This window comes from Corallococcus sicarius (assembly GCF_003611735.1).
Taxonomy (GTDB): domain Bacteria; phylum Myxococcota; class Myxococcia; order Myxococcales; family Myxococcaceae; genus Corallococcus; species Corallococcus sicarius.
Map to the genome: position 1 here is coordinate 24,023 of NZ_RAWG01000010.1, position 15,585 is coordinate 39,607.

The window sequence follows — 15,585 nt, forward strand, 5'->3', positions numbered from 1 at the left end:
GGCTCAGCTCTCCGACTCGGTCGCGTCCAGCAGTGCGTCCAGCTCTTCGTCCGACAGCTGCTCCAGCGCCGCCGCGTCCAGGTCCCGGGACACGCGTGCGATGGGCTCGTCCGCGATCCGCTGCATCGAACCCGCCATCCGCGACACCACCTCCGCCAGACCAGCGAGCGTGGGCGACTCGAAGACCGCCGTCAGCGGCAGCTCCACCCCCAGCGCTTCGCGCACGCGCGAGACGATCTGCGCGGCCATCAGCGAGTGGCCTCCCAGGGCGAAGAAGTCGTCCCGGGCACCAATGCGCGGACGTCCGAGCAGCTCCGTCCAGATGCCCGCCAACGCCAACTCCTCCGGGGTCGCGGGGGCGACGTACTCCGCGGCGTTGCCCGTGGGGGCCGTGCGCGCACGCAGCAGTCGCCGGTCCACCTTTCCGCTCGGCGTCAGCGGCAGCACCTCCAGCGCCTCGAAGGCCGAGGGCACCATGTAGTCCGGCAGTCGCTCCTTGAGGAACGCGCGCAGCGCCGCCGCGTCCAGCACCTGTGCCGGCTTCAGGACGACCCACGCCACGAGGCGGGCCTCGCCGGGCGCGCTCTCATGCGCCACGACGGCCACCCGTGCCACCGCCGGGTGGAGCGCCAGCGAGGCCTCCACCTCTCCGGGCTCCACGCGGGCGCCGCGCACCTTCACCTGATCATCCGCCCGGCCCAGGTACTCCAGCCGGCCGTCCGTCAGCCATCGCGCCACGTCGCCCGTGCGGTACATCCGCGCGCCGGGCTCCTGACCGAACGGCTCCGGCATGAAGCGCTCCGCCGTCGCCTCCGGACGGCCCAGGTAGCCCCGGGCGGCACCAGGTCCCGCCACGTACAGCTCGCCTCGCACCCCGGGCGGCACCAGCCGCAGCGCCCCATCCAGGACGTACGCCCGCATGTTGTCGATGGGCCGCCCGATGCAGACCGGGCCCGCGCCCACCTCGTCCGCCGTCGCATCCGCCGCGACCTCCGAGGAGCCGTAGAGGTTGAGCAGTCGCGCCTGCGGCAGCCGCTCGCGGAAGCGCGCCGCCAGCTCGTCCGGCAGCCGCTCGCCACTGGTCACCCAGGAGCGGAGCGAGGTGAGGCGCCGCGCCACGTCCGGCACCTCCAGCAGCGCCCGCAGCAACGAGGGCACCAGCACCAGCCGCGTCACCCTGCCCGCCTCCAGTGCCTCCACCATGCGCGCCGGATCCTTCACCGTGTCGTCCGGCAGCAGCACGGAGGGCACGCCCGCCAGCAGCGGCCCGAGCAGCTCCCACACCGAGTCCACGAAGCTCAGCGCCGTCTTCACGACGCACACCTCGCCCGGCGCGAACGGGAAGGTGCGCCACATCCACGCGAAGCGGTTGAGCGTCGCGCGGTGAGTGGCCATGACACCCTTGGGCCGGCCCGTGGAGCCGGAGGTGAAGATGACGTACGCGAGAGCGTCCCCTCCCGGCGCTGGCGGCAGCGCATCCCCGCCCTCCGGTCCGTCCTCCTCCAGCCACAGCGTGGGCGTGTCCGCGTGGGGCGGCAGCCGATCCGCCAGGTGCCTGCGTGCGAGCAGCACCGACGGCCGGCTCTCCTCCACCATCCACGTCAGCCGCTCGCGCGGATACGCGGGATCCAACGGGACGTAGGCACCGCCCGCCTTCAGCACGGCCAGCACCGCGGCCACCATCTCCGGCGAGCGATCCGCGCACAAGGCCACCCGTGACTCGGGGCCCACGCCCGCGCTCCGCAGGCGGCGTGCGAGCCGCTCCGCCCGCGCCGCCAGCTCGCGGTACGTCACGCGCGTGTCTCCCGCCATCAGGGCCACGGCGTCCGGCGTCCTCGCCACCTGCGCATCGAAGAGCGCCGACAGACTGGCGTCTCCGTCGAAGGTCGTGCGCGGTCCGTTCCACTCCACCAGCACCTGCCGCCGCTCCTCCTCGCGCAGCATCGCCACGTCGGCGAGCCGCTCCACTCCAGAGGCCAGCCCCTCCAGCAACACGCGCCAGTGCTCCAGCAGTCGCGCCACCACCTCCGCGCCGAGGAGCGCGGGGGCGTACGACAGGCTCAGGCGCAGCTTCTCGCCAGGGACCACGTAGGCGATGAGCGGGTAGTTGCCCTGCTCCTGGCTCTCCACGTCGCGGACCTCCAGGCCCGGGACGTTCTGGCCCAGCGAGGTGTCGAGCGGGTAGTTCTCGAAGATGAGCAGGCTGTCGAAGAGCGGCAGGCCGCGCGGCACCTCGCTCCAGCCCTTCACCTGGACCAGCGGGCTGTGCTCGTACCTGCGCAGCTCCAGCTGACGTGCCTGGAGCTTCTGCAGCCACGGCACCACGGCCTCACCAGAAGGCAGCGCCACGCGGATGGGCAGCGAGTTGATGAACAGGCCCACCATGGACTCGGCGTCCGGCAGGTCCACCGGACGTCCGGAGACGGTGGCTCCGAACACCACGTCCTCCTCCGCCGCGTAGCGGCCGAGCAGCAACGCCCACGCACCCTGCGCCAGCGTGTTGAGCGTCACCGCGTTGCGCCGCGCGAAGGCCTGGAGGGACGCGGTGGCATCGGGTGACAGCCACAGCTTCTCCTCGCCCGTCACGGCGGCTTCCACTCCCGGCGCCGCGGACCGCGCACCCGGCAGCGGGGTCGGCGTCGTGAAGCCCGCCAGCTCCTGGCGCCAGAACGCCTCCGCGCGTGACAGGTCCTGCCGCTGCACCCAGGCCATGTAGTCGCGCCACGCGGGAGGACGCGGCAGCGAAAGCTCGCGCCCTTCGGTGAGGGCCGCGTAGCAGGCGAAGACCTGCTGGAGCATCAGGCCCACGCTCCACCCGTCCATCACCAGGTGGTGGTGACTCCAGAGGAAGCGGTACTCCGCTTCATCCACCCGGACCACCTGCATCCGGGCCAGCGGCGCGGGGGACAGCTTGAAGCCACGCGCGCGGTCCTCGCGGACCAGGGCCGCGATCCTCGCGCGCTGCTCCTCCACCGGAACGCCGCGCAGGTCGTGCTCCGTCCAGGGCAGCTCCACCTTCGCGTGGACCACCTGGAGCGGTTCGGGCAATCCCTCATGGACGAAGGACGTCCGCAGGATGGCGTTGCGCGCGATGACCTCCGCCCAGGCCCTTCGCAGCGCGGCCACATCCGCATTGCCGCGCGACGTCCACGCGAGCTGCTCGTGGAAGACGCCCGAGCCCGGCGGCGCCAGCGCGACGTGGAAGAGCATGCCCTGCTGAAGGGACGTGAGCGGGTACAGATCCTCCACGTCCGGGTACTGCCGCAGCAGGCGCTCCAGCGACGTGGGCGACAGCCGGGTGAGCGGGAAGTCCCCCGTCGAACGGCGGGCCGCGTCCGGCATGCCCCGGCCTTCCATCAGCTCCCGCAGCGACGTGCGGAAGCTCTCGGCCACGGCTTCGATGCTGGCCCGCTGATGGACGTTCGTGCTGAAGGCAAAGGAGATCTTGAGACGGCCCTCGCTCACCACCGCGTTCACTTCCAGCCGGTGGGGCCTACGGCCTCCAGCGCCGTGCCACGGTCCGCTCGGCTCCTCCGTGAGGGCGAAGCGCTCCGAACCCCGGGCCGCCGCGTCGAGCTGGCCCAGGTAGTTGAAGCCCACCTCCGCGTGCGGCGAGGAGCGCAGCGTCTGGGCCGTGTCCTCGCGCAGGTGGCGCAAGAGCCCGTAGCCGATGCCATTCGCCGGCAGCCGCCGCCGTGCATCGCGCAGGGCCCGGAGCCCATCACCGGCACTGCCCTCCTCCGGAAGCTCCACCTCCAGCGGGAAGGTGCTGGTGAACCAGCCCACCGTGCGGGACAGGTCCACGTCACCGAACAGCGCCTCGCGCCCGTGGCCCTCCAGCTCCAGCCGCACCTTCCGGCCGCCCGTCCAGCGCGCCACCGCCCGAGCCACCGCCGCGAGCAGCACCTCGTCTACGCGCGCCCGGTACGCCGTGGGCACCTCGCCCAACAGCACCTTCGTCTCCTCCGCGCCGAGCGTCACCGTCACCAGCGACTCGGAACCCGGCGTGTCCTCGCCGCCCGGCAGGTCCACGGGCAGCGAAGGCACGCCCTCCGTCGACCTCCAGAGCGGCAGCTCGCGGCCCAGGGCTTCAGACCGGGCGTGCTCCACCAGTCGCTCCGCCCAGGACTTGAAGGACGTCGTCTTCGGCGGCAGCACCACCGGCTCCCGGCGCTCCAGCCGTGTGTACGCGGAGTCCAGGTCCTCCAGCAGCGGACGCAGCGATACGCCGTCCACCGCCAGGTGGTGCACCACGAGCAGCAACCGGTCCTTGCGGCCCGCACCCCGCTCGAAGAGGGCCGCGCGCAGGAGCAGCCCCTCGCCCAGGTCCAGGCTCCGGTGGACCTCAGCGCCCACGGCCTCCAGCGCCGCACCCTGCTCCGCCTCCGGCACGGACGACAGGTCCACGCGCCGCACGGAGACGCGTTCGGGCACGCCCGCGATGGACTGACGCCAGCCCTCCGGCGTCCGCGTGAAGCGCAGGCGGAGCGCGTCGTGGTGTGACACCAGCGCGCGCAAGGCCTCCTCCAGCAGCGCCGCATCCACCGGCTCGCGCACCTCCAACACCGCGGCCAGGTTGTAGTGGTGCGGCTCCGGCAGCGCCCAGTCGTCGAAGAAGCTGCGCTGCATGGGCGTCAGCGACACGGGGCCTTCCACCAGCCCTTGCTCCGCCGTGCTCGCCTTCGCCGTGCCCGCCGCCGCAGCCAGCTCCACGAGCGTCTGCCGCTCGAAGAGCATGGCCGGCTCCAGCGCCAGCCCCGCGGCCTTCGCGCGGGAGACGATCTGGATGCCCAGGATGGAGTCGCCGCCCAGTTCGAAGAAGTTGTCGTGCAGGCCCACGCGCTCCACGCCCAGCACCTGGGCCCAGAGGGCGGCGAGCGTCTTCTCTGCTTCGGTGCTCGGCTCGGCGAAGGCCTTCCCAGTTCCCACGCGCGCGGCGTCCGGCGCTGGCAGGGCATGCCGGTCCACCTTGCCGCTGGGAGACAGCGGGAGGGACTCCAGCGCGACGAAGGCCGCGGGCACCAGGTGCTCCGGCAACCGCTCCTTCACGAAGGCCCGCAGCGCGGTCGTGTCCAGTTCGGGGGCGTGGACGACGTAGCCCACCAGTCGCCGCGTTCCCGGCGGATCCTCGCGCACGGTCGCCACCGCATCGCGCACGCCCGGGTACTGGCGCAGCGTGGCCTCCACTTCGCCGAGTTCGATGCGGAAGCCGCGCAGCTTCACCTGGAAGTCGGTGCGGCCCAGGTACTCCAGGCGTCCGTCGGCGCGGAAGCGGGCGCGGTCGCCCGTGCGGTACAGCCGCGCGCCGGACTCACCGGAGAATGAATCCGGCACGAAGCGCTCCGCCGTCAGCTCCGGCCTGCCGAGGTAGCCGCGCGCCACGCCCGGTCCTCCCAGGTACAGCTCGCCCGGGATGCCCGGAGGCACGGGCTGTCCCCGTCCATCCAGCACATACGTGCGCATGTTGGCGATGGGTCGGCCGATGTCCGGACGCTCCACGTCCAGGTCGGTGGAGACGGTCGCGCAGACGGACGCCTCCGTCGGGCCGTAGCCGTTGAGCAGCCGTCGGCCCGGCTTCCAGCGCCGCGCCAGCTCCGGCGAGCAGGCCTCTCCGGCGGAGATGATCGTCTCCAGCGCGGGCAGCCCGTCCGGCTCCAACTGCGACAGCGACGAAGGCGTGAGCGTCACCGTGGTGATGCCCCGCGCGTCCAGCACCGAGCGCAGTGGTTCACCCGGCAGCAGCGAGTCGCGAGGGACGAGGTGCAGCTCCGCCCCGGCCACCAGCGTGGACAGCACCTCCAGCACGGACGCATCGAACCCGAGCGCCGCAGCCTGGAGCACGCGCCGTCCCGGCCCCACACCGTGGGCCCGGATGATGGAAGGCAGCGTGTTGCAGAGGCCCTGGTGCGGCACCAGCACGCCCTTCGGCGTCCCCGTGGAGCCGGACGTGTAGATGACGTACGCCAGGTGGCCCGGCAGCGAGGCCACGCGAGGCGCCTGCGCGGGATGGCGCGCGATGCGGCCCCACTCCGTGTCCAGCGAGACGAGCACCTCACCGCCCGCGGGGAGCAGATCCACGAGGGCGTCCTGCGTCACCACCACGGACAGCGCGGCGTCCCGCATCAGGTAGCTCAGCCGCGCCGTGGGGTACGCGGGATCCAGCGGGACGAACGCGCCGCCCGCCTTCAGCACGCCCAGCATTCCCACCACCAGCTCCACCGAGCGCTCCGCGCACAGGCCCACCCGCACCTCCGGGCCCACGCCGAGGGTGCGCAAGTGGTGCGCGAGCTGATTGGCCCGCGCATCCAGTTCCGCGTACGTGAGCCGTTGGTCCTCGGCCACCACCGCCACGGCGTCGGGCGTCCGCGCGGCCTGGGCCTCGAAGAGCCCGTGCAGGCTCGCGTCCTGCGCGAAGGGTTCGTGGGTGTCGTTCCACGTCACCAGCATCCGCTGGCGCTCGGCGTCGGACAGCAGGGGCAGCTCCGTCACGCGCTGCGACGGATCCGCGGCGATGCCCTCCAGGAGCCGCACGAAGCGCTCCCAGAGCAGCTCCACCGTGGACAGGTCGAACAGGTCCGCCGGGTACTCCAGGCCGCCCGTGAGACCGTCCGGCGTCTCGCGCAGCTCCAGGGACAGGTCCACCTTGGTGGCGCCGATGTCCAGCTCGATCATCTTCACGCCCAGGCCCGGCGTGCGGACCTCCACCGCAGGCGTGTTGTGGAACGTGAGCATCGCCTGGACCAGCGGCATGCGGCTCGGGTCGCGCGGCACGCGCAGCTCGTCCACCAGTCGCTCGAACGGAATCTCCTGGTGGGCGTACGCGCCAATGGACGCGGCCTTCACGCGGCGCAACAGCTCCAGGAACGTGGGCGCACCCGACAGGTCGCCACGGATGGCGAGCGTGTTCAGGAAGCAGCCGATGAGCCCCTCCAGCTCCGGGCGGTTGCGGCCCGCGGCGGACGTGCCGACGATGATGTCGTCCTGGCCCGAGTACCGCGACAGCAGCGTCTGGAACGCCGCCGTCAGCACCATGAAGGGCGTGGCGCCCTCACGACGCCCCACGCTCCACAGCGCGTCCATCAAGGGCTTGGGCGTGGCGACCTGGAGGCGGCCACCCCGGCCCGACCAGCGCGCGGGGCGCGGACGGTCCGTGGGCAGCTCCAGCACCTGCGCGCCAGCGAGCTGCTGCTTCCAGTAAGCGAGCTGGGCCTCCATGCCCGACCCCAGGAGCCAGCCCCGCTGCCACGCCGCGTAGTCCGCGTACTGCACCGGAAGCTCCGGCAGCGGCGACGGACCACCCGTCGCGAGCGAGAGGTAGACCGCCACCAGCTCGCGGAAGAGGACGCCTCCGGACCAGCCGTCCGACGCGATGTGGTGCAGCGTGAGGTGCAGCACCGAGACCGTCTCATCGATGCGGATGAGCGCGGCCCGCATCACCGGTCCCCGCACCAGGTCGAAGGGCTTGCGCGCTTCGGCCAGCGCCAGCTTCAGGGCATCCGCCTCGCGAACATCCGAAGTGGTGCCACGGGCCGCCAGCCGCTGGAGCACCAGGGGCATGGACGCGGCGATGACCTGGTGCGCGCCGCCCTCCTCCAGCGCGAAGCTGGTGCGAAGGACCTCGTGCCGCTGCACCAGCACGTTCAGCGCGGCCTCCAGCAGCGTCACGTCCACCGCGCCATCGAGCCGGAGGGTGACGGTGTTGTTGTACGCGATGCCCGCCGGGTCGAGCTGGTTCAGGGCCCAGATGCGCTGCTGCGGGAAGGACAGCGGCAGCGGCCGGTCACGCGGCACGCGAACCACCGGAGTGGCCGTCGCGGCGGGACCCTCCGGAAGCGTCGTGCGCACGGAAGGCCCGGGGGTCGTTGCTGTATCGCGAACCGTCTTCGCGGCCGGGCGGCGCACCTTCGCCGCGCGGGCAGGCGCCACCAGCTCCACGTCTCCAACGTCGCGGAAGCGGGCGCGCTGGCCCGTCAGGAAGAAGCGTTCTTCGGAACCGGGCGGGGAGATGAAGCGCGCACGGGTGGCCTCGGGGTTGTTCCAGAAGCCGAGGGGAACGGCCGCGCCGCCCAGGGCCAGCTCTCCCACCACGCCGACGGGCACCGGCCCGCCGGACGCATCGCGCACGTATGCCGGTGCGGTGGCTGGGGACGGCCAGGCCGCGCCCACCATTGAGGATTCAAGCTCCACGTACGGCGCGGAGGCGGAGACGTCCCTCGCCTCACCACCGAGCACCCAGCGCTGCACGTTGCCCAGGGCACCCTCGGCCCCGGGGAGTTCCGCCAGGGCACGCGCCTGCGACGGGGCGCAGCGCAGCGTCGTGACACCCTCGCCCCGGATGAGTTCCAGCAACTCGCTGGGCTCGGAAGCACCTTCGGCGAGCACCGCATCGGCGGGCACGGCTTGCACCTGACTGCGCCTGCGCAGCACGTCCAGCAAACGCAGGCTGGACATCATCGGCTCCAGCTCCACGCCGAAGTCCACGAGGCACGCGATCTCGTCGACATCCAGGGAGCGCACGCGCTCCACCACGCGCACGCAGTCCTCCACCGAGCCGAAGAGGCCGCCCTCGCGGATGTAGTGCTCCACGCCCTGGGCGAGCATCACCTCCACGTCCTCCGGGGTGAGGCCGCGCACGTCCACCTGGAGGCCCTGGCTGGCCACGAGGTTGGCGAAGACATCCACCGAGCTGCGGAAGTACCGCAGCAGCGGCTCACGCACGGCCTCGCGCACGGCGTCCAGGTCCGGGCCAAGGAAGGTGTGGAGCATCAGCGTGACCTGGCCACGGCCGGGGCCATGACCCGCCTTGCGATACGTCTCGCGGTACAGCGCCACCTTCGCCGCGAGTTCGTCCAGGCTGGAGCCCAGCCCGAGCACGTTGGTGAGGATGCCCGCGCCCACCTCGCCGGCCTTGCGGAAGGTCTCCGGGTTGCCCGTGGAGGTGAGCCACACCGGCAGCTCCGCCTGCTTCGGCTTGGGCCTCAGCGCCAGCTCCACCTCGTTGCCCGCGCCGTTGCGCCGCAGCACCGTGCCGCCGCGCCACAGTCGGCGCACTTCCTCCAGCCGCTCGATGAGCACCTCGCGCCGCCGGGCGAACGTGTCCGGCGAGAGCGCGAAGTCATTCGCGTGCCAGCCCGTGGCGAAGGAGATGCCCACGCGTCCACGGGACAGGTTGTCCACGACGGACCATTGCTCGGCCACCTCGATGGGATCATGGAGCGGCAGCACCACGCTGCCCGCGCGGATCTGCACATGGCGCGTGAGCATCGCCAGTGCGCCGCCGACCACCGACGGCTGGGGATACAGACCGCCGAACGAGTGGAAGCGCCGCTCCGGCGTCCAGATGGCAGCGAAGCCGTGAGAGTCCGCGAACTTCGCGCCCTCCAGCAGCAGCTCGTACTTCTCCTCCCCCAGCGAATCCTCGTCGTTGGCGAAGTAGGAGAGGCTGAAGTCGAGGGGCCGGCGGGTGTCCGCCTTGTGGCCCAGGACGGCGAAGCGCGCGGCCAGCCGCTCGGGCGGGAGGACGACACGCATGCCCCGGGCGAGCGCCCACAGCAGATCCAACCCCGCCGGATCCGCCGAGGGTCCACCCGCCGCCAGCCACACCCCACCCTCGCCCATTCGGGCGTCCAGCGAGGCCAGTACGTGCGCGACGTTGCGGTGGGACAGCATGACGCGGCCCTGTCCGCCCAGTGCCTCTGGCGCGGGAACGATGAACGCCAGTCGCTCCGGGGGCGCAGCCTCGGTCTCCACACCACCCGTTGCGACGGCCACGACCGTCGTCCGTCCAGGAGCCTCGGTGTCCGCGGCCCACCGCTCGGGGTGCATGACCTCCGCTGCCCCACCTGCCTCCACCGCCAGCGCGCGGAAGCCCTTGGGGAGCGCGGGGACGTCACCGTCCCGGGCCACCAGCAACAGCCGGGGGCCCTTCGCGGGGAGGAGGGACGCCAGCTCCGCGACCTCGCCCGCCGTCACGGGCAGGCACGCCCCACCCGCCTCCAGCACGCCCCAGAGCGCGATGACCGATTCGACCGACGGTTCCATCCGCAAGGCCACCGGCACTTCCGCGCCCACGCCCTCCTGCTTCAGCCGGGCCGCGAGCCCATGGGCCTGCGCAGCGAGTTCCCGCCACGTGAGACGGCGAGCACCCGTGCTGATCGCCACTGCATCCGGCGTGCGCTCCGCTCGCGCCGCGAACCGTGCGAGCAGTCCGGGAGCGGACGCCTCCGCCACCCGGAGTGCCGGCAGGCCCTGCTCCACGGAAGCCACCAGTGGCATCCGCGACACACGAAGCCCCGGATCCGCGAGGACCGCGCCGAGCAGCGTCTGGAGGTGCCCCGCCAGCCGCGCGACGCGCGACTCGTCATACAGCTCCGTGGCGTACTCGATGAAGCCGTGGAAGCCGCCACTGTCGCTCTCATTCAACAGGAGCGTCAGCTCACCCAGCGTGGCGCCAAACTGCGCGGGCGTGCCCGGCACCTCCACCAGCGCGATGCCCAGCCCCGCCACCGGCGGAGGGGCCGTGGCGATGTGCGCGTGCAGCACCAGCGCGGCGTCACACAGCCGCGAGCGGGCCGGATCCCTTCCGGGCGACACGAGCGGCAGCAGGTGCTCGAATGGAACGTCCTGGTGGCTGGACGCGCCAATCGTGGTCTCGCGGGCCCGCGCCACCAGCTCGCGGAACGACGGGTCGCCCGAGAGGTCCGTGCGCAGTGCCATCGCATGGGCCACGAAGCCGATGAGCGGCTCCAATTCGCCCCGGGCGCGGTTGCCCACCGGCGTGCCCACCACGATGTCCTCGCGCCCCGAGTACCGGGACAGCACCGACGACAGCGCCGCCAGCAGCGTCATGAACGGCGTCACGCCTTCGCGCTGGCTGAAGGCCATCAGCGCGTCGCTGAGTTCGCGCGAGAAGACCACCGGGAAGCGGGCTCCTCGCAGACGCAGGTCCACCCCGCGCGGACGATCCGTGGCCAGCTCCAGGGACGGAGGAAGCTCCGCCAGCACCTCGCGCCAGTACGCCTCCTGGGCCGCCAGCGTGCCTCCCGCCAGCGAGCGGCGCTCCCACGCCGCCGCATCCACGTACTGCACGGCCAGCTCCGGCAGCGGTGCCGGCTTCCCCTCGAGGAACGCCTGGTAGTTCGCCGCCATCTCGCGGAAGAAGGCCACCATGGACAGCGTGTCCGACGCGATGTGGTGCACCGTGAGCAGCATCAGGTGCTCGGCGTCGGCCAGTCGCAGCAGGCGGGAGCGGACGATGGGCCCGTGCTCCAGCGAGAACGGCAGCCCCGCCTCCTCCAACGCGAGACGCAGCGCCTCCGCCTCGCGGTCTCCCGCGTGGCCGCGCAGGTCCTCCACGGGCACCTGGATGCGGACCTCGGCGGCGAACTGCTGTCGCACGCGCCCGTCCTGCACGCGGTACGTCGCGCGCAGCATCTCGTGCCGGCGGATGACCTCGTTGACGCTGCGCTCCAACACCGAGACGTCGAGCATCCCGGAGAGCCGCACCACCAGGGGCATGTTGAGGGAGGGATTGCCCGGGTCCAGCTGCTCCATCCGCCAGACGCGCTCCTGCACGACGGACAGGGGCAGCTCGCCGGTGCGATCGATGCGCACCATCCGCTCCTCCACCGCCGTGCCCCCCTCGGGCCGGGATGCCTGGAGCATGGCCTCGATGCGCCTGGAGATGCCCGCCACCGTGGGCGTGTCGAACAGCGCGCTCAAGGGGAGCTGCACGGAGAACGTCTCACGCAGGCGGGTGAGCATCTGCGCCGCCATCAGCGAGTTGCCGCCCAGCTCCAGGAAGTCGTCATCCGGGCCCACGTCCACCGCGCCCAGGCGCTCGCGCCAGATCTCCATCACGCGCTGCTGGATCTCCCCCACGGGGACCGCGGTGACGGAGAGGAGCTCCGGCGACGTGCCCGGCTCGGGGAGCTGGGACACCGCCGGGGGCGGGGCCACCAGCACGAGCGGCGAGCCCTGGGACTCCAGCCGGCAGGACTTCTCCTCGAACGGGTACGTGGGCAGGGGAACGCGGCGGCGCGGCTCCCCGGCATGGAACTTCTCCCAGGCCACGTCCACGCCCGAAGACCACAGCTCCCCCAGTGATTGCAGCAACCCGCGATGGTCGCCCTCGGTAGGACGACGGCGCAGCGACGGCATGGCGACCCCGTGCTTCTCCCGCCGCGTCCGGGCCCGGACCAGTGAGGTGAGGTCCGTCCCCGGGCCCACCTCCAGGAGGACGCTGCATCCATCACCCAGGAGCACCTCCAGTCCCTCGGCGAAGCGGACCGGCTGGCGCATCTGCCGGGCCCAGTACGCGGGGTCGGTGGCCTCCTCGGGGCGGATCCACGTGCCGGTGAGGCTGGACACGAAGGACAGCTCCGGCTTCTTGAGGCGCAGCGAGGACACCGCCCGCGCCAGGTCCGGCATCAGCGGCTCCACGGCGCTGGAGTGGAACGCATGGGCCGCGGGCAGGCGCACCACGCCCACGCCGCGCCCGGAGAGCACGCCCTGCAACGACTCGATGGCCACCACCGGGCCGGAGACAACGCACCGGCCCTCGCCGTTGACGGCCGCCAGCGCGACGCCGTCTTTGAGCAGCGGCAGCACCTCCGCCTCCTCCAGCGCCACCGCGAGCATCGCCCCGGGAGGCAGCCGCGCCATCAGCGCGCCACGCACCACCGCGAGCCGCAGTCCGTCCTCGGGCGACAGCACGCCGGCCACGCAGGCCGCGGCGTATTCGCCATAGCTGTGCCCCAGAAGCGCATGGGGCCGCACGCCCCAGGACATCCAGAGCCGGGCCAGCGAGTGCTCGACGATGAAGAGCCCGGGCAGCGCCACGCGTGGGTCCGCGAGCTTCCGGGCCACGGCCTCCTCCTGGCCTTCCACGGGCAGGAGGAGCGCACGCACCTCGGCCGCGAGCGACGGCTCCAGCCGGGCCAGCGCCGCGTCCACGTCCTTGCGGAAGCCCGGCTCGGCCGCGTGAAGCTCGCGGGCCATGCCCACGGCCTGCGCGCCCTGCCCCGGGAAGAGGAAGGCCACCCGGCGATTGCGGCCTGCCTCCACCGCCGCGGGCTTGCGCAGCCGCTCCGCCAGCTCGGCCCCATCCGCCGCCACCACCGCGCGGCGGTGCTCGAAGGCGCGGCGGCCCACGTTGCGCGTGAAGGCCACGTCCTCCATCGCGAGGCCCGGCGCGGCTTCCACATGCGCGGCCAGGTCGCGCGCCATCGCCTCCAGGGCGGACGGAGTGCGCGCGGACAGGGTCACCACGTGCAGCGGGCGATGGCTGTGCGTGCGTGCCGCCTGCGCAGGAGCCTCCTCCACCACCACGTGGGCATTGGTGCCGCCAATGCCGAAGGAGCTCACGCCCGCCCGGCGCGGCGCGTCCCCGCGCGGCCACGGCTTCAGCGCCGTGTTGACGAAGAAGGGGCTGCGCGCGAAGTCGATCTCCGGGTTGGGCTGCTCGAAGTGAAGGCTCGGTGGCAGCTCGCCATGCTGGAGCGACAGCACCACCTTGATGAGTCCGGCCACACCGGCCGCCGCGTCCAGGTGTCCCAGGTTCGTCTTGAGCGAACCGATGCCGCAGTAGCCCGTGCGCTCCGTCGTCTTGCGGAAGGCCCGCGTCAGCGCGGCGATCTCGATGGGGTCCCCGAGCGACGTGCCGGTGCCATGGGCCTCCACGTACCCGATGTCGTCACCGCCCAGGCCCGCGTAGGCCAGCGCGTCCGCGATGACCTCCGTCTGGCCCTCGATGCTGGGCGCGGTGTAGCCGACCTTCTGCTGGCCGTCGTTGTTGACGGCGGAGCCCTTGATGACGGCGCGGATGGTGTCGCCGTCCCGCAGCGCATCCGCGAGCAGCTTGAGCACCACCACGCCCGCGCCGTTGCCCGCGACGGTGCCACCGGCGCGGTGATCGAAGGCGCGGCAGTGCCCGTCCGGCGAGAAGATGAGCCCCTCCTGGTGCAGGTAGCCCGTGCGCTGAGGGCTGGCGATGCGCACCGCGCCAGCGAGCGCGATGTCCGACTGCCGCGTCAGCAGGCTCTGGCAGGCCATGTGGATGGCGACGAGGCCCGTGGAGCAGGCGGTGTACACGGCGATGCTCTCGCCCCGGAGCTGGAGCTTGAAGGACGCCTTCATCGCCAGGCTCTCCGGGCCCGCGGTGGCCAGCTCCAGCCCGGCGCCCGGATCCTTGCGAGCCTCGCCCAGCAGGTTCAGCAGGTGACCCGACGCGCCCGCGCCCGCGTAGAGCGAGATGCGGCCCTTGTAGCGCGTGGGGTCATACGCCGCGTCCTCGAGCGCCGCCCACGCGCACTGGAGGAACACGCGCTGCTGCGGATCCATCCACTGCGCCTCACGCAGCGGGATGTCGAAGAAGCCATGGTCGAAGCCGTCCGCGCCTTCGAGGATGCCGCCAGCGCGGATGAAGCGCGGGTGGTTCCACAGCTCCTCTGGAAGGAGCGGCGAGCGCTCCAGCTCCGACTCGGAGAAGAACGAGATGGACTCCACGCCCCCACGGACGTTGTTCCAGAAGTCCTTCAGGTCGCGAGCACCCGGGAAGCGCCCCGCCATGCCGATGACCGCGATGTCGTTGCCGGTGTCTTCGCCCTGCACGTCGTCACCCTCAGTCATTGCCGTGATTCCCTCTTCGGCCCTGTCGCCGGATCGCCTGCCGCCGCTGCTGGGCGCGATCCACGTGGGCCTCATTGTCCTGGGTGTCCGCCGCCGACTCGCCGTCCCGCTCCAGGGACATGACGAACGCGCGGACGGTGGGATGTTCGAAGAAGCGCGTCGCCGGGACGTCGCGCTTCAGTGTGTCGCGCAGCAATGCGCACGCCTTGACGACGGACATGGAGCTGCCGCCCAGGTCCGCGAAGAAGTGGTCCTCCACCCCGACCCGCTCCACGCCGAGCACCTTCGCCCAGAGCTCCGCCACCTGACGCTCCAGCGCCGTGGACGGCTCCGCGAAGGTGCTCCCGGCCGGGCGCGCCACGTCCGGCTCCGGCAGCGCCGCGCGGTCCAGCTTGCCCACCGGGGTGAGCGGCAACGCGGACAGCGGCACCAGCGCGGAAGGCACCATGAACTCGGGAAGCGACTCCGCCAGGAAGGCCCGCAGCGCGCGAGGCTCCAGCGTCTCCCCTGCCCGGGGCACGGCGTAGGCCACCAGTCGCTTGCCCCCCGCCGGATCCGGCCGGGCCACCACCACCGCCTCGGCCACCGCGGCGTGCTTGCGCAGCGCCTCTTCCACCTCGCCCGGCTCCACCCGGTAGCCGCGCACCTTCACCTGCGCGTCCATTCGCCCGAGGAACTCCAGCGTCCCGTCCTCGCGGTAGCGCACGCTGTCGCCCGTGCGGTACAGCCGCCCGCCCGCGTCCGTTCCGAAGGCATCCGGGATGAATCGCTCCGCCGTCAGCTCCGGCCGACCCTGGTAGCCCCAGGCCAGTCCGTCTCCGCCGATGAGCAGCTCGCCCGGCACGCCCACGGCCACCGGCAACAGCCCGCCGTCCACCACATACACGCGCGTGTTGGCGATGGGCCGGCCGATGGGAATGGCGCCCTCCGCGACGGAGCCCCCCATCACATGGCAGC

General features: G+C 72.4%; 2 protein-coding genes (1 of these 2 running past the window's edge). Both read right to left on the reverse strand.

Annotated features, from left to right (window positions below; all coding sequences use genetic code 11):
* Positions 1-3 precede the first annotated feature (3 nt).
* Complete coding sequence (locus D7X12_RS02670; RefSeq protein WP_120623690.1) at positions 4-14,628, reverse strand: non-ribosomal peptide synthetase/type I polyketide synthase; 14,625 nt, start codon at positions 14,626-14,628, stop codon at positions 4-6.
* Positions 14,621-15,585: the end of a non-ribosomal peptide synthase/polyketide synthase gene (locus tag D7X12_RS02675; protein ID WP_120623691.1), read on the reverse strand. 16,255 nt of this gene lie beyond the right edge of the window; only the last 965 of its 17,220 coding nucleotides appear in the window; its start codon lies beyond the right edge, outside the window; the stop codon is at positions 14,621-14,623. Before D7X12_RS02675 ends, D7X12_RS02670 begins: the two co-directional genes overlap by 8 nt.